At 69.9% G+C, this 26,935-nt stretch carries 16 protein-coding genes (1 of these 16 running past the window's edge); 9 read left to right on the forward strand and 7 right to left on the reverse strand.

The annotated features are described in order from the left end of the window. Nucleotides 1–14,379, forward strand: the 3' portion of a protein-coding gene (locus tag AC07EQ_RS36920) for a scabin-related ADP-ribosyltransferase (protein ID WP_478392455.1). It extends 14,325 nt beyond the left edge of the window; only the last 14,379 of its 28,704 coding nucleotides appear in the window; its start codon lies beyond the left edge, outside the window; it ends in the stop codon at nt 14,377–14,379. Between the two features lie 130 nt (nt 14,380–14,509). After that, nucleotides 14,510–15,472, forward strand: coding sequence for a hypothetical protein (locus tag AC07EQ_RS36925; RefSeq protein WP_478392456.1), 963 nt, complete (start codon nt 14,510–14,512; stop codon nt 15,470–15,472). A 1-nt stretch (nt 15,473) separates the two neighbouring features. On the opposite strand, the gene AC07EQ_RS36930 is transcribed toward AC07EQ_RS36925, so the two are convergent. Further along, a complete protein-coding gene (locus AC07EQ_RS36930) occupies nt 15,474–15,866 on the reverse strand; it encodes a MerR family transcriptional regulator (RefSeq protein WP_478392457.1) in 393 nt (130 codons plus the stop codon). 150 nt (nt 15,867–16,016) lie between these two features. Continuing rightward, entirely contained in the window at nt 16,017–17,006 is a 990-nt protein-coding gene (locus AC07EQ_RS36935) for a GlxA family transcriptional regulator (RefSeq protein WP_478392458.1), read from the reverse strand. Nucleotides 17,007–17,147: 141 nt separating this feature from the next. Between AC07EQ_RS36935 and AC07EQ_RS36940 the strand changes: the two genes are divergently transcribed. Next, complete coding sequence (locus AC07EQ_RS36940) at nt 17,148–17,738, forward strand: cysteine hydrolase family protein (RefSeq protein ID WP_478392459.1); 591 nt, start codon at nt 17,148–17,150, stop codon at nt 17,736–17,738. Between the two features lie 324 nt (nt 17,739–18,062). Here AC07EQ_RS36940 and AC07EQ_RS36945 read toward each other — a convergent pair whose 3' ends face one another. Together AC07EQ_RS36945 and AC07EQ_RS36950 are read right to left on the reverse strand one after the other, a co-directional pair. Continuing rightward, on the reverse strand, nt 18,063–18,332 hold the full coding sequence (locus AC07EQ_RS36945) for a hypothetical protein (RefSeq protein ID WP_478392460.1): 270 nt from the start codon (nt 18,330–18,332) through the stop codon (nt 18,063–18,065). Between the two features lie 10 nt (nt 18,333–18,342). Next, the gene (locus AC07EQ_RS36950; protein WP_478392461.1) at nt 18,343–18,636 is read right to left on the reverse strand and encodes an HC3 family zinc finger protein; all 294 of its coding nucleotides are present in this window, start codon (nt 18,634–18,636) and stop codon (nt 18,343–18,345) included. Between the two features lie 102 nt (nt 18,637–18,738). On the opposite strand from AC07EQ_RS36950, the gene AC07EQ_RS36955 reads away from it, so the two are divergent. Both AC07EQ_RS36955 and AC07EQ_RS36960 read left to right on the forward strand, forming a co-directional pair. Further along, the gene (locus tag AC07EQ_RS36955; RefSeq protein ID WP_478392462.1) at nt 18,739–19,590 is read left to right on the forward strand and encodes a helix-turn-helix domain-containing protein; all 852 of its coding nucleotides are present in this window, start codon (nt 18,739–18,741) and stop codon (nt 19,588–19,590) included. Next, the gene (locus AC07EQ_RS36960) at nt 19,587–19,787 is read left to right on the forward strand and encodes a DUF397 domain-containing protein (RefSeq protein ID WP_478392463.1); all 201 of its coding nucleotides are present in this window, start codon (nt 19,587–19,589) and stop codon (nt 19,785–19,787) included. The genes AC07EQ_RS36955 and AC07EQ_RS36960 overlap by 4 nt, the downstream gene beginning before the upstream one ends. 108 nt (nt 19,788–19,895) lie before the next feature. On the opposite strand, the gene AC07EQ_RS36965 is transcribed toward AC07EQ_RS36960, so the two are convergent. Together AC07EQ_RS36965 and AC07EQ_RS36970 are read right to left on the reverse strand one after the other, a co-directional pair. Then, on the reverse strand, nt 19,896–21,026 hold the full coding sequence (locus AC07EQ_RS36965; protein ID WP_478392464.1) for a WXG100 family type VII secretion target: 1,131 nt from the start codon (nt 21,024–21,026) through the stop codon (nt 19,896–19,898). After that, nucleotides 21,013–21,447, reverse strand: a complete 435-nt coding sequence (locus AC07EQ_RS36970) for a hypothetical protein (protein ID WP_478392465.1) — start codon at nt 21,445–21,447, stop codon at nt 21,013–21,015. Before AC07EQ_RS36970 ends, AC07EQ_RS36965 begins: the two co-directional genes overlap by 14 nt. 259 nt (nt 21,448–21,706) lie before the next feature. Between AC07EQ_RS36970 and AC07EQ_RS36975 the strand changes: the two genes are divergently transcribed. The 3 genes from AC07EQ_RS36975 (at nt 21,707) to AC07EQ_RS36985 (ending at nt 24,324) form a co-directional block, all read left to right on the forward strand. Beyond that, on the forward strand, nt 21,707–22,888 hold the full coding sequence (locus AC07EQ_RS36975) for a hypothetical protein (RefSeq protein ID WP_478392466.1): 1,182 nt from the start codon (nt 21,707–21,709) through the stop codon (nt 22,886–22,888). A gap of 28 nt (nt 22,889–22,916) precedes the next feature. After that, complete coding sequence (locus AC07EQ_RS36980; protein WP_478392467.1) at nt 22,917–23,375, forward strand: hypothetical protein; 459 nt, start codon at nt 22,917–22,919, stop codon at nt 23,373–23,375. Between the two features lie 334 nt (nt 23,376–23,709). Continuing rightward, on the forward strand, nt 23,710–24,324 hold the full coding sequence (locus AC07EQ_RS36985) for a response regulator transcription factor (protein ID WP_207954896.1): 615 nt from the start codon (nt 23,710–23,712) through the stop codon (nt 24,322–24,324). Nucleotides 24,325–24,564: 240 nt separating this feature from the next. On the opposite strand, the gene AC07EQ_RS36990 is transcribed toward AC07EQ_RS36985, so the two are convergent. After that, a complete protein-coding gene (locus AC07EQ_RS36990; RefSeq protein ID WP_478392468.1) occupies nt 24,565–25,680 on the reverse strand; it encodes a sensor histidine kinase in 1,116 nt (371 codons plus the stop codon). Nucleotides 25,681–25,895: 215 nt separating this feature from the next. Between AC07EQ_RS36990 and AC07EQ_RS36995 the strand changes: the two genes are divergently transcribed. Next, entirely contained in the window at nt 25,896–26,915 is a 1,020-nt protein-coding gene (locus AC07EQ_RS36995; RefSeq protein WP_478392469.1) for a hypothetical protein, read from the forward strand. Nucleotides 26,916–26,935 lie beyond the last annotated feature (20 nt).

A 26,935-nucleotide genomic window follows, 5' to 3' on the forward strand; every position in this document is an offset into this window, starting at 1 on the left:
GTCGAGGTGCTTCGCGACGGCCTGGCCGACTTCCTGGCCGGCAACGTCGTGCAATCCCTCGCGAGCATCGCCACCGGCCCCGGCGGAACCACCGAGCGCGACGGGGAGAACACCAACCACGACCAGCGGATCGCCAAGCGCTTCGGCCGGAAGCTCGGCCCGCTGTGGATCGAGCTGGACACGCTGACCTCCGATCAGCTGCTCCGCCCGAACATCAAGGAATTCCTGTCGGACTTCACCGGGTTCAAGCGGGCCAACGGGGAGAAGTTCCTCGCCACCGACTTCGACATCGGGCTGAAGGCCGGGCTGTACAACGCGAAGTTCCGCGGGACGATCGACACGGCCCGCAACGAGCGGATGCAGGGGTACCTCACCGGCACGTCGGAATCGGTCGTGGAACGCACCAACGGCCGCCAGGCCGGACTGGGCGACACGACGCTGCTCCGCGGCGACAACCCGGAGGAATTCGCCTACTTCAGCGCCGACAACGGCCTGTCCAGCAGCGAGACGGCCACCACGGACACCCTCGACGGCCTCGACCTGCAGAGCCGGACCGACGACGGCCCCAAGAAGCTCGTCGCGTTCGCCTTCGACGTCTTCTACACGTCGAAGGTCACGGCCATCGAGCGCGGCAGCGGCGCGAAGCCGCCGTACGAGCAGACCGCGAAGAGGCCGGCGGGCATCACGCTGACGTTCAGCCTGGAAGAGGCCCTGGAACTCGGCCTGCCCGTGCCGGGAGGCCTGCTGCACCAGAGCATCGAGCAACAGCCGTCGGTCACCTCGCACAGGCTTTCCACGATCGTCGAGGTGGACGAGGAGTCCGACACCGGAATCCCGGAGACGCCCGAGCAGGACGGTACGACCGGGCCGAGCGAGAAGGCGCTCGGCAAGCGTCCGGCGCAGCCGGTCGGCGGGCCGTTCGACGACCTGCTGGCCGGTCACCCCGACGTGCCGCAGAACCAGGCCGTGAGCCCGGCCGTCGCGGAGGCTTCTCACGCCGAGGCGGAGTACTTCAAGGCGCTGGCCGAGTTGCGGGAGTCCGGCAAGCTCGGTATGGGCATCTTCGATGCCGCGAAGAAGGAGTTCATCGAGAAGTTCGTGGGCGCCGAGGGCGAAGCCGAGAAGGCGCAGCTGGTCGACGAGCTGAAGGCGAGGCTGCGGAAGCCCAGCGGCCCGCGCCAGCAGCAGTTCCAAGAGCTACCGGACCACGAGCAGGTGAGGGGGCCCGGCGGGAACCCGAACTGGGCATCGTCGTCGTTGACCGCTCAGCACGACGCGCTGCGTCCGCGCGGCGACGAAGGCCCTGGCGACTCGTCGCGGCGGGCGCCCTCGGACGACCATGCGCAGGACTCCAAGGTGCGGGTTCGGTGGCGTTTCGATGACGTGAGCGGGCGTGTCGCGAGCCGGCTGGGCGTCAGATCGGAGTCGCTGGCGGAGCTGGGCGCGGCCGCGAACGCGCAGCTACGGGTGGATGCGCTGGTGGCCAACGGCGCCGACCCCGTCGATGCGTGGACGCGCACACTGCGGGACGAGATCGCCGCGCGAGCCGCGAACGACGACCCCACGGGCGATGTGACCGCCTCGCCGCAGGCCGAGGCGTCGGCGGAGCCGAGCACCCAGGATCCGGACCTGTTGAAGACGGCTCCGGTCGGCGGGCCCTACCCGGAACAGGTCGCCGAGCTGTTCCGCGAGTCCGGGCTGAGCCCGGATCCCGCCGACCTGTTCCGCGAGCCCGGGCTGAGCGCGAAGGATCTCGAAGCGTTCCGCGGCCAGGTCGCGCGGTTGGGCCGTGCGGAACTGCACGCCTTCAAGGAGTACCTCGCCAAGCACGGGATGAACGTGGACGGGACGCGCCGCGGCCGGTTCGGCCACGCGGCCCGAGCATGGCCGAACGTCATGAAGGCCATCTCGATCGCCCACCACCCGAAGCGGCACGGATTGCGTCCGCTGATCGCGAGCTGGCAGCTGGGCTTGCCCCCGGGAACGCACCGCTCCTCCGACCTGGAGAACATGGCCGCCTTCGCGAATGCGCGGAGGCTGAACGCAGCGGACCGCGCGGATCTGGTGCGGGGGGTCGACTGGCTGTGCAACAACGGGCGACCGCCCCGCGATGAGCTGTGGACCGCAGCGCACAACTGGGGAATCCCACCGCACGAGGTGCACAAGCTCACGACGGCTTCCAGCGCCGACGTCTTCCCGGAGCTTCGGCTCTCCTGGCTCGGGGTGAGCTTCCCGGAAGTTCGGCTTTCCTGGCCGGACAGGAATGCGAACAGCCCGTACAACGCCGGCGCCCGCGCTATCGCGGGCTGGCTGAAGCTGGCCGGCCTGCAGCCGGGGGACGTGCGGCTCTTCCGCGGGCTGCCGGCCGTGGGCCCCGGCGAGCTGGCGAGCTTCCGCGCATACCTCGATGCGAACCCCGGCCGGAGCGACCACCCGGTCCGGGAATGGTGGCAACACCTGGCAGACGAGGGCGCCGAGCACGAGGCGTGGTCCCGCGAGAACTTCCCGCAGCTGTGGGGCGAGCTTTGGTTCGACCCCGCACGGGACACCCAGCGGCTGCGTGACCTGGTGCTCACCCACGACCTCGACGCGGCCCTGCTGGGCAGGCTGAGCCAGGCCCTCGGCCGGGTTCCCGACGAGCTGCCGCGCGCGGCGGACGCGAACGAGCTGGATGCTCGGACGTTGTCGTGGCTGGCCGCAGAGCTCGGCGCGGATCCGCACCCGCTGGCGGCGTTCTTGCACAACGACGCGGCGGTCTCGTTCGACATCGAGGACCGGTGGACGGGGCTGGCGGATCTGCGGGACCTGCTGGACGCCCGTGGGCTGACCGATTCATCGCGCTGGGCGGATTACCTGGACCGCCACTACCTCGACCGGCTGCCGCAGCGCGGCGAAGCCGGCCCCCCGCCGTACCCTCCCCCGGCCTACGAAGCGGCGCAGCACCCGGAAGGCGCCGAAACCACCGGGAATCCGGGCGACATCGAGGACCCGCACCCGAACGACCGGACTGCCGATTCGCCGGCGGAGTCCGCCGATGACGTCCCTGTCGCGGCCGAGCCGGACCAGAGCTTGGCAGACGCGATCCTGCACACCCTGAACCCCGAGGAGCGGCAACCGACCGGGAACACCGGCACGGATGTCGATCTCGTCCCGGCATACGCCGAGGTCGGTGACCTGCACCGGTACGGGCTGGCAGACGAGGAGGCGGGAACGTTCGACGCGCTGTTCAACGCCGACGACTTCGCCAGCAGTGAGCGCACGATCGGCCACTGGACGATTCGCGGTCAGCAGGACCGCTCGGATGCGCATTCCGACGCCGCGGAGGCCAAATACCAGCAGATCATGGCGGCGGTGCTGGCGGATCGGTCGGTCTTCGCCCGGGATGTGCCGCTGAACTCGGTTCGCGAGCACGACAGGTTCGTGCGGGAGTACCGCGATGCGCTGCGCGAAGGCGACGTCCCGCTGCAGGGCCGGCTGGAATCGGGGCTGCGGCACCGGCTTTCCGCTCCGATTCCGCGTTCCGTCCCCGGGACGCCGGGTGGTTCCCGCCGCCAGCATTCGACCGGTACCCCATGGACGGACTCCGGTGACCAGCAGGACACGGGCCAGTCCGGCGCGGCGTCGTTGCAGGGCTCCTCCTCCAATGCGGAACCGGCCGTTCTGAGCGACTGGCTCGAAAGCTTGGATCTGGTGGAGGTGACGCCGACGGCCACAGACGCGATTTACATCGCGGCGGACGCGGAAACACCGGCCGGTGCCGGCAGCCACCTCGCCGCTCAAAGTCAGGAAATGACCGCGAACCAGCAGGAGCCGGACGCGCAGCAGCAGGCGGCCGATGCGCTGGTCGTCGTCGACGACCCGACCGCGCAGGCAGACCCGCGCGCCCGGCGGGCCGCAGTCGACTACCTGCTCGCCAACGCCGGGCTGCGCCGGGCCGACCTGGCCTGGTTCACCGGGCTCGGCAACCGGCTCACCGGTGCCGACCTGGCCCATTTCACCCAGCGGCTGCGTGCTGACGGCATCTCGCCGGACCAGCTGCGCGAGCAAGGGCTGGTGGCCGGGCGCGACACGGTGGCCCGCTGGCGACTGGGACTGTCCCAGGCAGACCTCGCGGCGCTGCGGGACGCGGGCAGCACACCGGAGGCGATCGCCGGGTCGGCGCAGCACCACAGGCTGCCCAACGACGAATGGTCGGCGCTGGCGCGGTATGCCCAGAGCCACGGGCCGATCGGCGACACCGATGCCGAGCTGGCCCGGGTCGGCGCGGAAACCGGCCTGCCGCCAGGGGATCTGCTGCGGATCGCCGTGCGGCTGGGCGTGCCGCCCGGAGTGCTTCGCGCGGCCAGGGCCGAGATCGCCATGATGAGCGGTGATCCGGCGGTCAGTGCGGATGTCGTCTGGGGGACGATCAACACCTGGCTGAGCCGGATGAATCTCCCCCCGCAAGGCCTGTCGTTGTTCAACGAGACCTGGTTCCAGGCGGCCGACACGACGCTGTGGCAGCGGCTGGCGGTGGCCGGGTTCACGCCAGCGGACCTGCCCCGGCTGACCGGCCTGGGCTTGCGCCCGGCCGACCTGCAGATCCCGGGCCTGTCGGCGCTGATCGCGGGAATCTCGGCGCCCGAAGACCTGATCGAGCCGTTCTTCGGCCCGGGCGCCCGGGAGCACGTGCCGCCGGGCAGCGACTGGTTCGACCTGCCATCGGCGCTGGACCTGCTCCAGGAGCTGCACACGCAGCCCGGCACCGAGGCTGCCGCCAACCTGATGCTGTGGTTCGGCGCGATCCAGCAGGTGCCGGACAGCGTTCAGCAGCTGGCCGAGAGCTGGGAGGTGTCGAACCGGCACGTGGCCGTGCTGGCCGTCGCCCTGCACGTCCGCCCGGAGCTGCTGGAACAGTTCGTGCCGGAGCTCCGCCGGCTGCACCAGGACCAGGACGGCATGACGAGAGCGCTGCTGCGGGAGCTCCACGGCCTCGGGCTGAACGAGGGATTGGACGGCTTCCTGGCAGCGGCGCGGCAGCACGGTCTCACCCGAGACGAGTGGGAGGACTTCGACGGGTATCTCCAGTGGGAGGACCTGCCCGACGAAGGCGTTGATCTGCCGGCTTGGAGCGCACTGCCGGCCGACGACCAGCGGCGCCTCGTCGAGGAGTGGCGGAACTTCCGCGAGCAGCAGGCGAGGGAGGATGCGGCCGAGCAGCTCGGGGTCGCAGTCGGGGACCTCGCGGTGCTGGCCGCCGATTCCGAGCCGGACGAGATCCGGGAGCTGCTCGGCGAACACGGCCTGGCGCCGGCCGACCTGGCGGCGTTCCGCGGTCTTGCGGAGTCCATGGACGACACCGAACTCGGGGAGTTCGCCGAATACCTGTACCAGCACGGCTACGAGCCGGCGAACCTGCGCTCCGACCCGGCGGCGCTGCGGGACGTCGTGGCGCGCTGGAGCTGGAACCTGGACCCGGAAACTCCCGTCCCCGCAGGGCTGACCGTCGCCGAGCTCACCGTGCAGATGCGGGCGTTGGCCCTGGAGCCCGGTGATTTCACCCATGCGACGTGGGCGGTGGACACGGCCCGGGGACGCGGCGAGGACTGGACGGCGATGATCCACCGCGCCGCCGAGCGTTGGCACGTTCTGCCGAGGTTCGCACTGCGCCTGCTCGGCGAGCGAGCGTTCGGCGAGGGCGTCGAGCTGGACCTGTCCTGGTTGAGCCGGAGCCCGTCCGAGCTGCCGGAAGCCGTGGCCGTGCAGGACGTCCGGACCTGGGTGGAGGCGCTGGACCTCGAGCTGGACGAGCTGTCCTGGTTCGCCGGCACCGGCATCGTGAACGCCGGCGAACTGGCGGACTTCACGGACTTCCTGGAATCGCGCGGAAACACCGTGGCGGATCTCCGCGCCGACACCGACCTCCGCGCGCAACGGTTGGAGCAGTGGCAGCAGCACCGGTCCGCCGCCGGCAGGTTGGAGCGATTGCTGCAGGGCCTCGCCGACCAGGCAGAGGCGGCAACCATCGAGAACCTGGTGTTCTCGCTGCGGCAGGACCTGGGCCGGGTGCCGGCCGAAATCCCCGCGCTGGCCCGCGAATTCGAAATCCGCCCGCTGACCCTGCTGCGCGCCGCTGCGGGTCTCCGGATGGAACCGGCGAGGCTGGTGGCGTTGTTCGGCGGCGACCTGCAGGTGCTGGACATCCTGGTCCGCTCGCACGGGCAGAACCACGAGGCTCTGTCGGATAGCTTCCTCACCCAGGCGCAGGGGGTGCTGCGAGACGCAGGACTGCGCACTCCGGCGGACTGGGCCGCGGTGAACGAGTTCCTGCACGGTGTGGACCTGGGCGAGCAGATCTCGGGCCGGGCGGTGCTGCTGCGGCTGCGGCAGATCATGACCCACTTCGACAGCACCGTGCCGGCGTTGCTCGCCGGTTCGATCGGGATGCAGCAGGTCGTCCAGCACGTTCTCGGCCGGTTCGGCAGGTTGCCCGTGGATGCGCTCGGGCCCGAGCTCGACGCCTTCCTCCAGTCGATGGTCGATGCCGACATCGACCTGGTGGAGCTCTCCCAGGAGGACCTCGCGGCGCGGGTCGACAACTGGTTCCGGAACCCGCCGCCCTACGAATCTCTCGCCGCGACCAACCCGCCGCCCTATGACGAGGAGGCAGCCCCCGCGCCGACCGCCCTGCCGGATTACTCGAACTCGGGTCTGGACGCTCCGGCGGTCGACCCGCAGCCGATGCCCGTGAGCATCCCGGCGCAGTTGGCGGGAGAGCTGGGCCTCGACCCGCGGCAGCTGACGTCGTTCCAGGCGGCGTTCGACGGCGCAGGCGACGCCGACCACGCCAGGCTGCGCCAGGACCTGCACCACCTCGCTGCGCTGCTCGGCGCGCACGACGGCGAGCGCCGCCGCACGCTGTTCGGGATCCTCGACGAGGCCACCAGGTCCGGCCCCGGAGCCCGTCCGCTGATGCAGGTGCTCTACGCGCTGGGGAACGCGCATCCCGTGCAACTGGCCAGCCTGTACGCGGACCGGGGCGGCTGGACGGAACTGGTGCCGGAGCAGGAGTACCTGGAGGGCTTGGACGATCAGGCGTATCCGGATGACCCGGATGGATTGCGCGCCGGCCTGCACGACCTCGTCACAGACTTGATCACGAGGCGCCGACTCGATTCGGTGCACCCGAACGCGATCGCGGCGATGTCGCGGCTCCAGCACCGCCTCGGCGTGGGCATCACCGACACACTGCTGGACTACGTGCGCCGGCACAACCGGGCGCCCGGGGAGCTGCTGGCCGTGGCCGATGAGGCCGGGATCCCCGATGGGCGTGGGGCGTTCCTGTTCGACGCGGCCCGGCACCTCGGCGTTGGGCTGTGCCAGCTCGGGTTCTTCCGCGTGGAGCTGCGCGAGTTCGCCGACCAGGACCGGCCTGTCGACCAGTGGGTAGCGGATGTCCGAGCCGGGTTGCTGCGCGCGGGCCTGCCGGTGGGCGCAACCCACGGGCCGGCGCTGGCCCGGCTGGCGGCCCTGCTGCAGCCGGGTGGGGTGCATTCGCGGGAACTGCCGGCGTTGCAGGAACACCTGCGAGCAAAGGGCACGTCGCTGACCAACCTGATCAATGGCGATCAGGATGCGGCCGCGCGGATGATCCTCTCGTGGTGGGCGGACCAGCTGGGCATGGGCCCCGAGCTCGCCTTGCACCTTCCGGACATCAGCGGGTGGGGCGGCGTCGCACGGCTGTTGGCCCTGCTCGACGCCCACGCTCTCGGTGTCCAGCAGCGCCCCCTGCTGCTGGAATTCCTCGCCGAACAGCGAGGGACCCCGCAGCCGTGGGCGAGCGACCCGGCGGGGTTCTTCGCCCGCGCACGCCAGGAGGGCAGGTCCCCGGGCGACGTCCTGCGGGAGTGGGCCGAGCAGCGCCGAACCGAGCCGGATCCGGCCCCGCCGGCCAAGCGGCCACTGGACGACGACACCCCGCAGCCCAAGCGCCCGCGCGGCGACGAAGGTTCGCAGTCCGGGCCGAGCACGTCGGACAAGGCGCCGCTGGAAGCGGACGCGAAGCTGCGTCTCGACAAGGGCAAGATGCCCGTGCGCCTGCTGGAAACCGCTCGCGAGCGCTACACGCAGATCATGCAGGAGATCGCGGAGGCCGACCAGGATCAGGCGCCGAGCTCGTTTGCGCAGCGGGACCGGGCGCTGAACTCGATCGGCGCGTACGAGGAATTCGTGCGGCTTTACGCCGACGCGTTGCACACCGGCGACTCCGAGCGGAAGGCACAGCTGGAAGCGGACCTGCGGGCCAAGCTGACGGCCGGGATCGAACGGCCGGCGAACAACCCCGGTGCGCCGGGCGGGTCCCGAAACGAGCCCGAGCAGGATCACACCGATCCGGCAGCGGAGTCGAGCACGCAGCACGATTCATCGCCCGGCGGCGACGAATCAGCCGGTGTGCGACCGGAAACCGAGGAGCAGACCCAAGCCCCTGCGGCGTCGCAGTCGAACGTCTACGCCGAGCCGGAGCTGGACCCGCACACGGACCACCTGCTGCTGGACTCCGTCAGGAGCCGGCTGGGCCAACTCATCCCGGGTGCGGAGAACTCCGCACTGGTCGGGATCTTCTTCGATGGCTTCCGGCAGGCTTCGACACCGCTGTCCTCCGTCGCAACGGAGCTGCGGAGCTTCGCTTCCTTCCTGAACAACGGGCTGCGCAGGCTGCCCGCAGACCGGGCGACCGGCGACCTGCGGGACTTCTACGACCAGGTGCTGTCGCGATCCGAGCAGGGCGATCGGAGCGGCAGGAACCTCGATTCCGAGGTGATCGCGCAGGCGGCGGAGGTTTGGGTGCGGAATCTCCCCGGCGCCGCCCCGCAGAGCTCCGCGTCGGAAGACGACAGCGGGCATTCCATGCTGAGCTTCTCCACCGTGGAGCGGGACCACGGCGGTGTCGGCCCGGCGATGCCGGGCGCGGAGCAGATCGACCTGGACGACTACTACGGGGGGACCGGCGATCATCTCGCGGACGGCGGTTTCCGCGAGGCCCTGCGCGAGCAGACGGCGCGGCTGCTGGGGATCGACCACGCCGACCTCGAACTGCTCGACCTGAACTCGGCCGGATTCCCCCCGCTGCCCGCGGACGCCGATTCCCTGCCCGCGGCCGCGAGGACCCTGGCGGGGCGGGTGCGCGACCTGCTCGGCGAGTTCGGCATGGTGCCCGCGGATCTCACGGCGTTCCGCGACCAGATCACGAGCATCGACCGGCGAGCGCTGGAGGACTTGCACCGCTACCTCGGCGAGCACCGGCTCACCATGGCCGGCGCCCGCGCCGGGAACCGCTTCGGGCATCTGCTCGCGGGCATTCGCGACGGGCGTCCGAGCCACGACCCGGTCCACCTGCTGCGCTACCGGAGCCGCCACCGCTCGGAGCCGCTCATCGCCGCCTGGCTGCTCGGCCTGCCGCCCGCGCTCTACCGGGCCGGGGACCTGCTGGCGATGTCGCACGCCACGGTCGACCTCGAGATGTCGCCGTCGGCGCGGCGCGACTTCATCGCCCAGCAGGGCCTGCCGGCCGGTGGCTTCAACAGCCACCAGATCCAGGAGATGGCGCGCGGCTGGGGCGAGCACATCCGGGAGAACAGGTTCGAGCTCGCCCGGTTCAGCCATGCGATCGACCAGAACTCGGTGGTCTACAGCCTCGTCGACTGGTGGGCCGATGCCGTCGGCCTCGACCGGGGAGACCTGTCGGCCTTCCAGCACCTCTCGCAGGCGGGACCGGGTGAGTTCGCCGCCGCACGGGAGTTCCTGACGGCCGGCGGCCGGGAGATCACCTCGGAAACGGTCGGCGAGTGGCGGCAGGGCCTGGCGGTCGAGGGCGGCAGCCCGCGGACGCAGTCCTGGTGGCAGGAGCAACCGCCGGTCCGCGAGGAACTCCGGAACCAGTCGTGGTTCGACGAGCCGCGCGACGTCGAGCGGCTCCGGCGGTTGGTCCAGAACCACGGCCTCGACTTCGACCAGGTCGCCAGGCTGAGCCAGGCGTTGCGACGGGTTCCGGACGAGATCCCGGCCGCTGCCCGGCGCTACTACCTCGACTCCGGCGACGGCGCGGGCGCCGCGCGGCTGTTGGCGGTCGCCGTCGAGTTGGGCATCGAGCCGCTCTACGTCGCGCACCTGGGCGCCGACTGGATCCGCTCCGACGGCTTCAGCGCCGGGAAGACCGCCGACGTGGTCCGGGCCCAGCTGCGGGAGCTGCCCCCGATCCCGCCGCCATTGCTCGCCGAGTACTTCGCGACCGAGATCGCCGACATGGCAGGAGTGGTCGATCCGCAGCAGCTCGAGGCCGGCCGGCTCGCCGCCTTGACCGACAGCCCGGATCAACTGCCGGCTTACGCAGAGCCGCCGGCCTTCGACGGCGTGACCACCGCGGCGCCGGCGTCCAACCCGGTCGGCGAGCCGCCGGTCTACGACGCGGAGTTCCACCCCCAGCTGCCCGGGGAGGACATCGACAACACCCCGGACGCCATCCGAACCGCGGTGCGCGCCCTCCAGCTGACCTCCTACGAAGTGCTGCGGCCGTTCTTCCCGGCATTCCGGGACATCCACGACGACAACATCCGCGACCAGCTGATCAACGACCTGCGCGACATCGCCGCCCTGCAGGGGTTCCCGTCGCCGCAGGACCGTCAGCTCCTGTTCGAGCTGGTGCGCGAAGCGGCCACCGGCGAGCTCGGCGCGGCCGGTCCGCTGGCGGTGCTCGGTGTCTTCACCGTGGCACCGACCTCGTCGTCGGCCGTGATGGATCCCATTTCGCTGAGCGTGGTGGTCCGCGGATCCGCCGATCCGTTCGACCGCTTGCGTGCGGCAACGCTCGAAATGCACGGTGGTTGGCCCACTCCGGTCGGCGTGACCTGGAACGAGAACGACCCTGCCGCGGCTCGCCAGATGATCTCGCTGCTCGCATCGGCCCTGGCCGACCGCGACCGGCTCGGTCATCTGCGCCGGTCCGGCCCCGACGTGGTGCAACGCCTGGCCCAGCTCGCGGCCGACTTCAACGCGGGTCACGACCTCGCGATGCTCGGCGCCTACGCAGGGCACCTCGGCCACCTCCCGGACGAGCTCCGGGATGTGGCGCAGCAGCTCGGCATCGACGAGGAGAACGCCGGTCCGCTGATCCTCCTGGCCCACGAGATGCAGCTGACCGACCCGATGCGGCTGGGCGTTCTCGGGCCGGAGCTGCGGGCCGCCACGTCGGTCATCGCCGCCCGCCCGGAGGGATTCCTGGCGGTGCCCCCGAGCGACGCGTGGGGCTTCCTGCTCAACGAGGGCACCTGGTGGACCGATGTGCACCAGCAGCTGGTGGCCAACGGCGTGATCCCCGCAGTGGACCCGGTGCGCCTCGCCAGGCACCTGCAGACGCAAGGCGGTCGGGCTCTGGCGAACGACCCGGTCTTCCACGGCTTGCGGACGCTCGTGTCGCACGGCATCCGGATGGGCGCGCTCGCGCAGTTCCGGGCGTACTACCTGCGGCAGACCGGTCGGTCGAGCACCCCGGAGGACTGGACGTCCGGAGAAGTGACCGACCTGCTCGCGCGATGGCGCCACGACGTGGGACCGGATTGGCGCGACGTCGAGCTCGCCCAAGCCCGGATCACGGACGGATTCCGGCCCGGCCCGCGCGACGCCGGTACCTTCCAGAACCTCTGGGGCGGCAACGAGTTGTGCCGTGCCAGGTTCGCGGTCGAGGAGTTCCTCGACACCACTCTCGGCGGTGCCCCGTCGATTCCCGAGCACCTCGAAACGTCCGACCTGGAGCTCGCGGCGGCGCACCTGGCGGCCTCGGACGGCGTCGTCACCGCATATCCGGACTTCCACGCCGACCTCCGGGCGAGCCGCCCGCTCGCGATGCTGGTCGAGGCCTTCGTCAACAACGGCGTGCGCCGGTTCCCGGCTTTCACCGGCGACGAGGTTTCGGGTGCCAGCCGGTGGGAAGGCTGGCTGGGCGACCTCCAGCCCGGGGCCGAGGTGAGCCTGCCGACCAGCGCATTCGCCTCCTCGGGCGTGATCGGCGCGACCAGCACTGTGGTGTTCCGGCCCGCGCCGGGGCATGCCTGGCAGTCGGCGCACCTCGTCCGGGAAGGCCGGGTCGGGATCCCTGCGGGCACCCGCTTCCGGGTGGTGTCGACCGACGGGCAGATGGTCCTGCAGGAGATCGCCCCGACCACGCCGCACAACGATCCGGTGCAGGGCGCGGATGAGGTCGGCGGCGGCCGGCAGCCGATGGACGGCGCGAACGGGTCGCAAACCGGTGAAGTGGCGACCGGGAACCCCGAGACGGCGTCCTATGACCTGGCGACGGACATCTGGGCAGCGCTGTCGCAGACCCCGGCATCGACCGAGGCGGACGATTCCGGGCCGTCAACGTCGACGGCGGCGATGAGCACCGAACCCGGCGGTTCGAGCCCGTGGCAGTCGCCGAAACCGCTGCTGTACGGCGGTAATGAGGCTGGTCAAGTCATGCGGTTCCGGGCCGGCGATCTGGTGTTGCTCCTCGACCGCGTCGGCGCGGCGCACCTCGGCACCTGGTCCGACGGCGAAGGCGGTCAGGTGACGCTGGAGTTCGCGCACCGGGGCAAGCGCTTCAACGAGGAGACCGAATCCGACGAGCCGGCTCAGTACCGGGTCAGGTTCACCTACGACGAGAACACCGGCGTCGCGGAGCTGAACGAGAACGCCGACGACCCGGACGCGGAACCGGGGGCGCACCTCGAAGCCCGGACCGTCGGGCGGGGAACGCGGAAGAAGTTCGCGGAGCTCGAGCACGCGGTGTGGGAGAGCTGGGGCGAACCGCAGTCGCAGGGCGACCAGGTCGTCCAGGTGAGCGCGGACGGGCAGTGGCGGCGGACCGCGCACGCGAACGGGATCGTGGAGATCATCCCCGCCACCGGGAACCCGTCCAGGATGGTGGCCCGCCTGGAAGACGGCGCGTACCGCTGGTACTCGGGCGATCCGGGCAACGGAGGTCTGTTCAGGTTCACCACCAAGGTCGGCGTGCCGCAACCTGTCGAGTTCGAGCAGCACCTGCCGACTCCGGAACGACCGGCCGACCTGCTGCAGGTGGCGGCCATCGACCGGTCGACGGTGACGCCGGAGTTCGTCGAGGAGATCTACCGCAAGATCGTCCCGCGCCCGCTGTTCCGCCAGGACCTCGCGATCTTGTTCCGCGTCGCCAGGGCTTGGGAAACGCTCGCGGAGGTCATCCGGCACGGGTTCCGGCCGAGGAACCCGGAGAACACCTACGCCAACGGGGACAACGTCGAGCTGCCGGAATACGTGTCCGCGAACGAGCCGTCGATGTACGTGAGCACGACGCGGGCTGCGAACTTCATCAAGGGCGCCGACCAGGTGCTGCGGTTCTCGATCTTCGCGCCCGGCGGTATATCGGTGAACCACACCATCGGCCTGGCCACGAGGTTCCACCACGAGCGCGAGGTCGCGTTCCCGCTGGGCATCCACCCGGAAGCCGTCGTCGGCGTCGAGACCACCAAGGCGGGCTACGCGGACAGGGACGGCCGGACGTACGCGCTCGGCGAGTTCGTGCTGAACCCGCGGTTCATGGCCAAGCCGAGTGAGACGCTGACCGGGGGCGAAGAGCTCACCGGCGAGATGTGGGATCGGCTGGACCGCGAGAAGGGCAAGAACTGGGCGGAAGATCCCCAGAACTGGGAGAAGCTTCCTGACGCCAAGGAGAAGATGCCCGAGGTCGCCGAGCAGCTGATCGAAGTGGAGGTGCAGAGCTACGTTCGCGAGCGCCGGGTCGAACAGCTCCTGGACGTTGTCGACGACGAATCCCTGAAGCGGTACGAGCAGCCCATCGCGGACGCGGTCTACAACGTCGACAACGCGCGCTTCAACGAACTGCTCGCAAAGCTGCGCGCGGAGCTTCGCGCACGAAGCGACTGGGAGGCGACGCACCGGGAACTGGTCGCCGGATCTTCCAGCAACCATGCGGGGCCGTCCACGTCGACGGCGGCGACGAACACGGCGACCGATCCCGCCGCGGGCCAGAATCACGATCCCGCGGCGGAAGAACGCCGCTCGCAGCGGGCGAAGATCGCGGATGACGAGATCGTGGGCCTGGTGAACCTGGAGATCAAGGCGTTCGTCATGGAACGTCGGGCCGCCGGGGCAGACCCGTCCGAGGTCGAGGCCCACCTGCGGGCGTTCCGCGAGTCGCTGCAGTCGTTCCGCGAACGCCTCGTCCAGACGCTGATCGATTCCAGGCCCGAGCCCGATCCGAGGAAACTCGCGGAGATCTTCAAGGAACTGCGCGCAGCGCTGCGCGAGGGCGAAAGCAGCGGAGGCACCGGGGGATCGGTGCGGGTTCCCGGGGATCGCCGCCGATGAGGGGCAGAACCCGCTGATCGCGCCGACGCCGGACGACGTGGCGCAAGCGCGCGTCCCGGTATGGGTTACTTGAACCGATGCCGGGGGACCGGGAACTCTGTTGGTAGGCACTTGAGGTTTGGGGTTCGGAATGGAAGAGCAGGACCTGGCTCGGCACGAGTTGCTGTTGCAGTTCTCGCCGATGCTGCCCGACGACGTGGTGTGGCAGGCACGGCAGTGGCTGGCCGCCGGGCAGTGGTCGCACGCCGTGCGGTTGATCGCTCAGGTGTTCCTGGACTGGGGCCGGTCGTTGCCGCCGGAGAGCCGCGAGATCCTGCTCGACGGCGTCGACGAGGTGACCGCCGCGCGGGTCGCCCGGCTCGACGAAGAGGTGGACTTCACCCTGGTGACCTGGGACTTCTGGGCGGACCGGGAGGACGACGCCGACGTCGCCGAGATCTGCGCCGCGGTCGTCCGCGAGTACCTGGAGGCCCAGCCCGGCAAGCACACCGGGTGGCAGGTGTGGCGGCTGCCGGAGGGCGGGGACGAGCGGACCGCCCGGTTGATTCACCTGGTCGAGACCGAGAAGGGCCTGCACCCGCACCTGATGGCGGCCGAGCTCGCGGACCGGCTCTGGAAAGCCGGCCTCGCCGGCCCGCAGGTCGAGGTGTTCCGCTCGGAAAGCCCGCTCGACCCCTTCTACCACGCACCGGCGCTGGTGCAGGGGCGGGAGATCTACGGCGTCGGCCCGCAGCCGACCGTTGAGCTGGCGCAGTTCGACGAGGAGAGCGAAGAGCGCGAGCCGGCCGGAGCCGAACGCGACGGGCAGATCGCCTACCTCAACTCGGCGGAGCGGCTGACCGACGACGAGGACCTGGTGCCCGATGTGTTCGCCGACGATGGCGAGCCGATCGTCCCGATCGGGCTGCGCACCGACGGCAGTTGGATCTGGTCGGACTTGACCACGTACTACCTGGATAAGCACGGCATCGCGCTGCCTCCCGGGCTACGGGCGCACATCGCCGAATCCGGTCCGGAGGCGCGGACGCCGACCCGTCGCGAGTGGGTGGCGATGGTCCGCATGGAGAACGAGGGGCAGCCGACCGACGCCTGAGCTATCCGGTCGCTTCCGGGGCTGCGCCGGTGCGGTTGTACTCGAGGACCGCGTCGAGGTATTCCCCTACCGCGTCCCGGTTTCTGGTCAGGCACCTGATCCAGTCCGTCATGCGGTCCCGCTCGTGCTCCAGGGTCGCGATCATCTCCGGCGTCGCGTCGGGGAAGTAGATGACCCGGGGTTTGTCCAGGCACGGCAGGATCTGCTTGATGATCCGCGTCGGCAGCCCCGCGTCGAGCAGCCCGCGGATCTGCATCACCCGGTCCACGTTGTACTCCGCGAATTCCCGGTAGCCGTTCGGGGACCGGTCGGCGACGATCAGCCCCTGCTCCTCGTAGTACCGGATCAACCGCCGCGAAGTGCCGGTCCGCTCCGAAAGTTCCCCGATGCGCACGCCCAACTCCCTGACACCCGTGTGATGGTTGGAGCATAGTGTCGCGCTGTGCGCCGTTTTCGCGAGAAACCGGCGTTCTCCACGCCTGCGGGGCGCCGGTTTCGCGCGAAAACGGCGCCCCACACCGCGCACTCGCGAGGCGCCGGACGGTCAGATGGACATCTGGAAGCCGCTGCGGTATTCGCTCGGCGTGGTCGCCAGTTGGCGGCGGAAGGCGCGGATGAGGGTGTCGACGGTGCCGAACCCGCAGGTGGTGGCGATGCGGTCCAGGGTCGCGTCGGTCGATTCCAGCTGGTTGCGGGCGAGTTCGACGCGGGCGGATTCGATGTAGGCGGTCGGTGTCATGCCGAGTTCCGCCTTGAAGATGCGGGCGAGCTGGCGTTCGGAGACCCGGGCGTGTTCGGCGAGCTCGGCGAGGCCGATGGGCCGGGTCAGGTTGGCGGTGATGTAGTGCCGCAGGTCCTCGATCCGGCGCGTGGTGGAGACCGGTTCGAGGGGCACGGAGAACTGGCTCTGCCCGCTGGGGCGCTTCAGGTACATCACGAGATGGCGGGCCACGCGAAGCGCGACGGGCTCGCCGAAGTCCTCGGCGACCAGGGCCAGGGACAGGTCGAGGCAGGAGCTGATGCCCGCGCCGGTCCACACGGCGCCGTCGCGGATGAAGATCGGGTCGGCGTCCACGGTGACGGCGGGGTGGTCGGCGGCCAGCTGGTGGGCGGTCGACCAGTGCGTGGTGGCGCGCTTCCCGTCGAGCAGGCCCGCGGCGGCCAGGATGTGGGCGCCGACGCACACGGAGGCGATGCGGCGCGACGTGCCGGCGAGCTGCTCGACGCGGGCGGTGACCTCCGGGTCCGTCAGGGCGGTCACGCGCTGGTCGGCGTCGATGCGCACCGAGCCGGGAACCAGGAGGGTGTCGATGCGCTGGCCGCTGACCTCGTCGAACGTGGCGTCCGGCAGGACGCGCACGCCCGCCGCGGTGGTGACCGGATCCGTGGTCTCGGCGGTCAGGAGCACGCGGTAGCCGGTGTCGGTGTCGACCTCCCGCTGCAGCAGGGCGAACACCTCCGGCGGGCCGGTGATGTCCAGCAGGTCGACGCCGTCGAAGACGACGATGACGATCAGCCGCTTCAGCGCGGGCACGGGCTCTCCCTCCAACGCGATGTCCAGATCTGCAAGTCGGGCGTCATTGCAGACACCTCGGCGCGATCGTAGCGTCGATCACGTCGGCGCCGCCAGGGCGCCGAGCGATCCCGAAACCCCACCTGAGGAGGGCTCTTGCCCATGGCTTCCACGACGCTGCGCCAGCTCAACGGCTTCGGCGAAACACCGGCGACCCTCGCCGACGCCACGCTGATCCTGGTCGACTACCAGAACACCTACACCCGTGGCGTGATGGAGCTGCAGGGCTGGAGCGAGGCCTTGGATTCCGCTGCGGCGCTGCTGGCGCGGGCGCGTGAGGCCGGGACGCCGGTGATCCACGTCGTCCACGACAGTGGCGAGGGCACGCCTTACGACATCCGCGCCGAGATCGGCGAGATCCACCCCCGCGTGGCATCGGTCGACGGTGAGCCCGTCGTGGTGAAGCACGCGCCGAACTCCTTCCACGGCACCGATCTCGAGGAGAGGGTCGCGGCGACGGGCCGCAAGAACGTGATCATCGTCGGGTTCATGACGCACATGTGCGTCACCTTCACGAGCGAAGGCGCGTTCCTGCGCGGCTACTCGCCCACGGTCGTCGCGGACGCGTGTGCCACGCGGCCACTGTCGGGAGCCGGGGTCGAGCTGTCCGCCGAGCAGATCCACCACAGCGCGCTGGCGACGATCGGAGACATCTACGGGGTCGTCGTCGCGAAGGGATCGGACCTGAAGTAGCAAGCGCCGTGGTTCCGTGAGTGTTTGGGGTGCCATAGCGCCCCAACGCACTCACGGCCCAGGTTTCCAATTTTAGGCAAAATCGGAAACCCACCCGCGTGGTCCAGAAACTCCCAATTTTAGGCAAAATCGGGGTCCCCCCTGTCCCACCCCGTCGGGTTCAGGGCTTTCCGATTTTAGGCAAAATCGCGACGGGCTCGGGCCTGCTGGCCAGGAGGTGGGGTGGCCGGTCGGCGCGTGGGGAGGGGAGTCGCGCCGACCGGCCCGCAGGACCCGTTCGCCGCAGGTCGGGGGCATCGGCGGCCGGGCCCGGGTCTGGTGTCGTCAGAGGCGCCTGAGGGCGTCCAGTATTCGCCTCTGAACTTCCAGCGACGGCGGCTCATCCTCCGATGTGGACGGTGGCGGCTGTGGTTCGCGGAGCCGGTGCCGGCCGCCCTGATCCCGTTGTCGCTCGGCTTCGACGTCGGCGATGAGTTGCCACACCGTCAGGGCGCCTTCGCCGCCACCGGCGTGCTGCGGCCGGTAGGACTTCCAGCAGGTGGTGATCAGGTAGAGCGCGACAACACCGGTGATCCCAGCGATTCCGGGAAGCATGGCCAACACGTCAGAAAGTCCTTCCGGTAGCAGGGACGTAGAGGGTTCGGGCTATCCGGTGTGCCTCGACGTCACAGTCACCGCACGTAGACCACAACCACGCGAGCTCGGAGTTGTCTGCCGACAACTTCTGCCGACACAGCGTCGACACGGAAGTCCCGGTCGGATAAGCCAAAGCGGCATCAGGCCGCCGATCGGTACTCGCATGCCGCAGCCCAGCAGCCGGAACCCAGTGGAAGGGGTACGGCCTGTACGTCGTCATCACTGCCTCCCGAGAATCTGAATCCATCAACTTTGGTGCCATCGAACGTTTGGTGCCATCACACTGGCACCATTGGCACCAAGAGATCAAGGTATCGAAAGAGCGACAGATCAACGCCCTGCGTGTCGACTTATGCTGTGGTGCATGGCTGGCACCAATGGGACACCAAAAGCAAAGGCGCTGGGTGCACGACTGCGCGAAGCGCGCAAAGCGGCCGGCTTCACCGTCCGCGGGCTCGCTGAGAAGTTGGACATGTCGCACAGTGCGATTTCGCGCTGGGAGACCGGCATGCGTTCGCCCGTCCCGGAAGACGTCGCGTCAGTTCTCGCGGCTGTCGGGGTGAACGGCAAGGACCGGGCAGAACTACTCGAAATGGCTCGCGGCACCAACGCGCCGCACTGGCTGTCCGTGCGCAGCGGCGACCGCGAACGGCAAATGGCCGCGCTGTTGGACTTCGAACGTTCCGCGACGCACATCACCGACGTGGCGCCGTTGCTGATGCCCGGCTTGCTGCAAACTGCGGACTACGCCCGCGCCATCATGGTCGCGGCCGAGGTGCCCGCTGCCGAAATCGAAACCCGCGTGCTCGTCCGTGTAGGTCGCCGGGAAGTGCTGACCCGTCGCCGCCCGGCGAACCTGCTCGCTCTTGTAGGAGAACCAGCTATTCGGCAGATAATCGGCGGCCATGACGTAGTGATCGATCAGCTCCGCCACCTGCTGGACTTCGCCGACCGGCCCAATGTGACTCTCCAAGTGGTGTCATCGACCGCGGGATGGCATCCGGCGCTGGAGGGGCCGTTCGTGCTCATCGACAGCCAGGACGAACCAACCGTCGTGCATTTGGAAAATCGACGTGCGGCACTGTTCTTCCACGAGCCGGAAGACGTGGCGGCGTACCAGAAAGCCGTGGACAACGTGAGAGACGCCGCGATGAACTGCGAAACCTCAGCGGAGCTCATCGCCGATATCATCGAGGAATTGGAGACGACATCATGACCGTGCCGTACGTACCACTCGGATGGCGCAAGTCCAGCTACAGCAGCGCCCAGACGAACTGCGTCGAAGTTGGCCGAATCAGCGATGGTGCTGCCGTACGGGACAGCAAGAACCGTGCAGCAGGGCACTTAACCACCGACCACGCGCAGTGGTCGGCGTTCATCACCGCCGTCAAGGACGGCCGGTTCGAGCGCTGAGGCGGCTGGTCGTTCCCGGTCGGTGAACGTTCTGCCTTGTTGGGACCCGTGTGCATTTTGTGCTGCTATAGCGACGCAAAATGCACACGGGTCTTCTGGCGCCGACGGTTAGCGGTTCAGCGCTTCGATGGTTTCGTCGGTCCAGGCGGTCCAGTCTTCCTTCGGGGTTTCCGGGAGCTTCGGCGGTTCCGACGAAGTCGGGATCGGATTCGGATGTGACGGGGCGGGCTGGGGCGTGCTCTTGTCCCGCCACGGGAGGTTCAGGGCTTTGTCCAGGTAGACGCTCGTCGACGTCGAGAACTTCCCGTGCGGGTTGTACGCTCCCCTCCCCGCGTCCACCGCTCCGATGAACGCTCCGTTCTCCGCTCCGTACACCTCGTCCCCGCTCGCGCCCGATGCGGCGTCCTGCGCCGCCGCTTCCGCCGCGCCGACGGCCGAGCCCCATCCCGCGTTCAGCGGCAGGTTGGCTCCGAACCTGGCCGTTGCGCCTTTCCAGGTGTTCGCGGGCGATCCGTCGAACAGGTGCGTACCGGGCACCTTGCCGTCGAGTGCCTTCGCGCCGCCGACCTTGATCGCGTTGCCGAGCGCTCCCGCCCCGATGCCGACGGCTCCGCCGATCGCGCCGTTCTGCGCCGCGATCGCCAGCATCCCGCCGTCGAATCCCTTCCGCTTCCCCTGGCAGATCTGGATGAACTGCGCGAAGAACGTGACCCCGACCTGGTTCAGCACCGAGGCCGCAAGGTGAGTGAGCACCTGGGTGATCGCCTGCCGCAGCACCGTCGTGATCGTCACCCGGGTGGCGGCCATCATCGCCGGGATGGCGGCTGTCGAGGCGCCGAAGGTGGCCACCGCGGCCGCGATCAGCGCCGCGATGTCGATGGCCAGGATGATCAGCAGCTCAATGATGATGATCCGCAGCGTCTCGATCTCCAGCGCCATCCCGTCCAGCGCGTCGGCGAAGCCGGAGGCGGCCAGAGCCATTTGCCGCACATAGCCCTCATCGCCGAGGAACGGCGCGATGAACGCGCGGAACGACTCCGCCGTCTCTCCGGTCAGTGCGAGAGCAACCTGCGCCGCACCCTTGTTGACCAAATCGGCGGCGCCGTTCAGGTGCTCGGCGACGTCGCGCCAGCTGGTGGCCATCGCCCGCAGCTCGTCCGGGTCGCCCTCCGGCCAGTCGTTGCCGACCAGCACCTCCAGCAGCCGTTGGACATCGTCCGGTACGTCAGTCGCGGGCATCGGCCGGCCACCTCCGGGCGTGCTCGACGCTCTGCGCTTCGGTTTCGGCGAAGGTCCGCCCGACCGCGACGAGCCGCTCGGCGACGTCGCCGAGCAGCCCGGCCAGCTCGTCCAGCGCCGTGCACGCCTGCTCGGCCGGATCCCGGTAGCCGCCGCCAAACGCCGCTCCGAGCGGATCATCGCCCCACGGCGGCAGGCCCTGCTCCGCGACTCGCGGCGCCCTCCCCGCTGCGCGTCCGGCGGCTGCCGCCGCTTCCCGGAACAACGCGACGGCGCGCCGCAACTCGGTCTGGTCGACCGAAAGCACACCACCGGCCGGTGTCCACTCCGGTGGTGCGGCCAAGACGTACCCGGCTTCCGGGGCCGACGTGGGGGCGTTGCGGTAGCCGCCGGTCGGACCGTCCAAAGGGGAAAGGGCCATGCGCCAAGATCAACCGATCCGGTCGGCTCCGCGCCACAGCCCGGCCGGAACCCTTGCGCTATCCGAACGTGCAAGTGCGCTTCCCTGACGCCCCTGTCCCTTATTCGGTTACTTGTCGAGCAGCGCGATCTTGACCAGGCTCAATGCCCGGGGCCCTGGCGCGGTCGGTGCTCCGGGTGAGACGGCTCCGCAGCGCGAACCGCACAACCCCGACCCGGCGGGAGCGGCCGGCAGAGACTCGACCGATGGGAAGCGAGAGATGAGCCCGAGCGGCAGCAAAGATCAGTCCACCGAGGGCGACCACCCGTGGGAGCAGGACAAGTACTACGGCGCGAGCGAGAGCGGCGTCGCCTACCTTGCCGATCGCGAGCTGCGGACGTCCAATGCGGACACCGAGATGATGCCCGCCATCAAGGAGTCCGCCCTGTCCGAGCCGGTCGCCGACGCCGGCACCGGCAAGGCCACGGCGGTCGAGGCCGAGGCTGCGACCGCGGCCGCCACGGCGACGGCCACCAAGGCCAAGCCCGTCGCCGCCGCCAAGACCGCGAAGACCGCCGACGTCCCGTCGCGTCCCGGAAACCGCGTGTCCAAGCCGGTGGTGGCCGCCGCGGCCGTGGCAGGTCTGGTGCTGCTGTCCGTCCCGGTGCTGATCGCGGGCCTCCTCCAGAACGACGACACCCCCTCGCGCGCCCTGCCGAATCCGGCGGCCTACGAGGACGACGCCCAGGCGCAGTCCGGCTTCATCCCGGGCATGGCGCAGGAGCAGCCGGTCCCGCCGCCGGGCATCCCGGCCGGCAACCTGGTCCAAGGCCCCCCGCCGCCGGGCAGCCCGAACGACGGCGCGCCGGTGCCTCCTCCGCCTGCTGGGGAGATCCCGCGCGGTGAGGTGCAGCCCGCCGTTCCGGGAGACCCCGCGCGCACCGCCGCCCACCCGGTCGTCTTCTCCGGCTTCGCCGGGCCCGGCTGCGGGAGCGGCAGCTTCAGCCGTCCCGGCTACTACGCCAACGGCAATCAGGGCTGGCTCAACAGCGGCGGCGCGCACGCGGCCGACGGTTGCGACGGTTCGTACTCCTCCCTGCCGATGTCGGGTGACCCGAACCGGGACGGTGACAACTCCGCGGTCTGGCGGTTCACTACTGGTGACGTCAAGCAGGGCAGCTGCCAGGTGTCGGTGTTCGTGCCTCGCGGCGACCTGCAGCACGTCGGCGGCTACCCGAGCTACTACACCGTCTACCAGGGCGACGAGACCAAGGGCCCGTCCGGCGACTTCCGGGTCTTCCAGACCAGCCGGCAGGGCAGCTGGGTCGACGGTGGACGGTTCGCGGTCACCGGTGGACGGCTGACCATCAAGCTGCACTCCCGCGGCAAGGACTGGACCGACAAGGGCCCCACCTACGCGCACCACGCCGCGGCGCAGATGAAGATCGACTGCAGCGCCTGACGAAAGTCGGCGAATTCAGGAGGAAACCGTGTTCGTTTGGGATCAGGGCGTGATCATGCCCGCCGAGATGGACGGCTTCGACGAGCTCGACGAGGTGTTCCTGCACCTCGCACCGGAAATGTCGGACAACCTCAGCGCTGCGGTTGCCAACCACCTGGACAACGGAGACGAACTCGCGGCCGCCCAGGCGCTCGCGGCGTTCGCCGAGCGTCGGCAGCTCCCGGTCTCCCGGGCCGACCGGCGCACCCTGCGGGACGTGATCGAGTCGCACAACGGCGACCTGACCTGCGTCGACCTGCTCGACGGCCGCGCAGGCGCGCGGCTGAACGGCGACACCCAGCTGCTCCCGGCCCTGCCCCTGCCGGCCCGGGAAACCGTGCCCATGCGCACGGCGCCCCGCCCGCACGTCGCGGACGTCGCCGCGGCGCAGACCGCCGTGCTGCCGGCCATCCGGCCGCTCGGCACCGGAGCGCACCGCCGCTGGTGACCCGATCTCCCGGCTCCTCCCGCGGGCCGGGAACGCGCTGCACCGCACACTCACTCCCGCGCCCAGAGTGTGCGGTGCAGTCGCGCATTACCGAAAGTGCGCGATCGATTACCGCGGGCGCGCGACCCTTACAGATTCTTACAAGGTCCGACTGACGTTTACAGACCGTTGGAATCTCTTCGATCCCGGCCATTCCGCAGGTAGCGTTCCTGGTGCCAGAGAGGCCGCGGGCTAGTCGGAAATTCCCTAGCCCCACCAATTCCGCCGAATCGCGACGAACAGCCGAAGACGTCTGTGCCGCGGCGCGAACCGGCGACACCGGGAGTGAAGAACGTTGCTGGTTCGTGTGCTGTCCGACGTGACCGTGTTCGCCGACCGCCCCGAGTTGCAGGAGAAGATCTCCCGGCTGCTCGACCAGGCTCCCGAGCGCCTGTCCGGCGCCTCCGATGTCGCGGTGCTCGCCTACGGTGGAACGCTGCCGGCGGACGCCTTGGTGCACTGCGTTTCGCGGCTGAGCCGCTCCTACCGGGTGCTCGTGGTGCTGCCGGAGCAGGCCGCCGCGCAGGTCCCGGAGCTGCTGCGGGCCGGCGCGCTGGGCTTCATCGGCGACGGCTGCGACGACCAGGAGTTCTACGACGCGCTCGGCGTGGTGGCGCGCGGTGCGGTGTACGTCGCGTCGGGTTCCCGGGCAGCCCTGATCGGCGGCGGCGCCCCGGCCGAGCCCGCGCAGCAGGTGCTCACCCGGCGCGAGCAGGAGGTGCTGCGCTGGATCGCCGACGGCTACACGCATTCCCAGGCGGCCCGGCGGATGGGCCTGTCCGGAGCGACGGTCGACACCTACGTCAAGCGGATCCGGGCCAAGCTGGAGGTCCGCAACAAGGCGGAGCTGACCCGCAAGGCGATCGAACTGGGAGTCGTCCGACGGGAACCCCTTCTAGCAGCCGCCTGATCCCCAGCCGATACCCCGCCCGACGACGCCTCGCCCGACAACGCCTCGCCCGACAACGCCCCGTCCACGCCCCACACGGCGGCACCCAAGGTTCGGTCCTCCGCAATTTCAATGGAAATCAGACCTCTGATTTCCATTGAAATTGCGGAAGTTGTCCACAGGCCCCGGCGAGTCGGGGTCCGACACGCCGAAGACCCGCAGTTTCAATGGAAACTGCGGCGGGGTCGTCGGGGTCGAGTCTCAACCGGCCAGTGGTAGGCACGCGGTGAACTGGCAGCCGCCCTCGACGTTCTGGACGGCGACGTCGCCGTGGTGCGCCTCGATGATGCCGCGCACGATCGCCAGCCCCAGCCCGCCGCCGACGTCCTTGCCCGCCGGGCGGGACGGGGTTCCCCGCCAGCCCGGTTCGAAGACCTTGTGCAGGTCCGGCTCCGGAATTCCGCCGCAGGCGTCCGAAATGGACAGCACCGCCCGGCCCTCCGCCGCGTGCGCGCACACCGTGACCGCGCCGCCGGGGTGGGTGTGCCGGACGGCGTTGCTCAGCAGGTTCCCCAGCACCCGGTTGATCTGGCGGATGTCCACCCGCACCGCGACCGGCTCGATGCCGCCCGGCACCAGCCGCACGCCGCAGCTGCGGGCCTGCGGCTCGATCGCGGTCACCGCGTCGCTGATCAGGTCCGCGAGCGACACCGGCGTCAGCGACAGGGTCAGCGAGTTGGACTGGATGCGGGACAGGTCGAACAGGTCGCCGACCAGGTGGTCCAGCCGCTGCGTCTCCTGCAGGATCAGGCCCAGGTAGCGGTCCTGGTCGCGGGCCATGCCGTCCTGCAGCGCCTCGGTCATCGCCCGCAGGCCCGCCAGCGGCGTGCGCAGGTCGTGCGACACCCAGGCGATGAGCTGCCGCCGCGACGCCTCCAGCAGCTGCTCCTGCTCCCGCGAGGCGGTGAGCGCGGCGCTGGTCGCGGCGAGTTCCTGGGTCAGCACGGCCAGCTCCGCCGAGCCGGACTGGGCGGGCGCCGCGAACCGGCCGTTCTCGCTCATGGTGCGGGTGGCGCGCGCGAGGTTCCGGCTGCCGTGCAGGATCCGCCTGCCGAGCAGCAGGCACAGCATCACCGACACCGCGGCCGTCGGAATGCACGCCAGCAGCACGGCGGTCATGCCGCGCACGGTGAAAAGGTCGAGGAATGCGAGCACCACGAAGGTGAAACCGATGGAGATGACGGTGATGACCGCGAGCATCATCATCATCACGACGAGCGACCCCCGCCGCAGGAACCACAGGATCCAGGCGCCGAGCAGGCCCACGGCCACCGAGCACCACAGCGATACGAGCGCGACGAAGATGAGGTCGTGCATGACCTTCGTTTCTGTTGCTGTCGACCAGGTGTTTACATCTGGTAAAGGTGCATCAGCGGCAGGTTCCCCCCAGATCGGGGCAAAGTATAGGCTACGGCTGAAACGCGGTGTCCCTTTTGGGAACGTCGCCTTCCCCGATTTCTGGAGTAGGTGTGGCGTCGGATACTGACCGGAACGGGGGCGCTGGGTCGCCCGAGGACCGCTCTCTGGATTCGTTGCCGCCGGAACTGCGGCTCTACGTGCCGGCGGAGGGCACTCCGGTCGAATCGGCGAAACCCGACGAGCCGTCCTACGAAAAGGTCCCGCTGGCTTCGCTTTCCGGCGCGGCGCGGCCGGAACCGGCGCCCGCCGCTGACGTTCCGCCCCAGCCGGGCAAGGACGTCGGCCTGCCGTCGAAGGTTTCGCTGATCTCGCTGGCCGCTGCGGCGGTGATCCTCGTCTCCGTGCCGTTCGTGCTCGCGGTGCTGTTCTCGGGTGACGACGACACCCCAGGGCTGGCCGGGGACGGCGTTCCGATCGACGCGGTGGAGTCGTTGCCGGGGCATGAAGCCGTGGCGGAACCGGTGCCGGCACCGGCCCCGCGGCCCGAGCTGACCGCCGGGAACGACGTCCCCCCAGCCCAGGGCGAGGAGCCCGCCGAGACGGGGAAGGACCCGCTGCCCCCGCCGGATCAGTCGAAGGTGAGCGGGCCGAGCGGCGGGAGCGGCACGCTCATCGCCGGGGCGGGCTGCTCGAACACCGCGACGGAGCAGTACCAGGCGGTCGGCTACCACTCGAACGGCAGCGAGGGCTGGTACATCCGCAACGGCGGTGCCGCCGACGGCCGTTGCCGCGGCACCTTCGACGCGATGCCGATGTCCGGCGACCTGGACGCATCCGGCCCCAGCAACTCCGCGAAGTGGACCTTCGACGTGTCGGGCAAACTGACGACCGGCACCTGCGCGCTGTCGGTCTACATCCCGAACGACGGCGACCGCCGCAACGTCGGCGCGACCAAGGCGCACTACTCGATCTTCAACTCGTTCGAGCAGGGCGCGGCGAACGTGATCGGTGTGAAGGACATCAACCAGGTCACCAACCTCGGCAAGTGGATGGACCTCGGGTCGTACCAGATCACCCAGGGCAAGATCTCGGTGAAGCTGCACGACCGGGGCGAGGACTACGCGGGCGGCGCGGACGGCGAAGGCGCCCACATCGCATCGACCCAGGTCCGAGCCACCTGCACCCCGGCCTGACCTCGGTGGCTACTGGAAGT

It is taken from the genome of Saccharopolyspora sp. NPDC045839 (genome assembly GCF_056431645.1).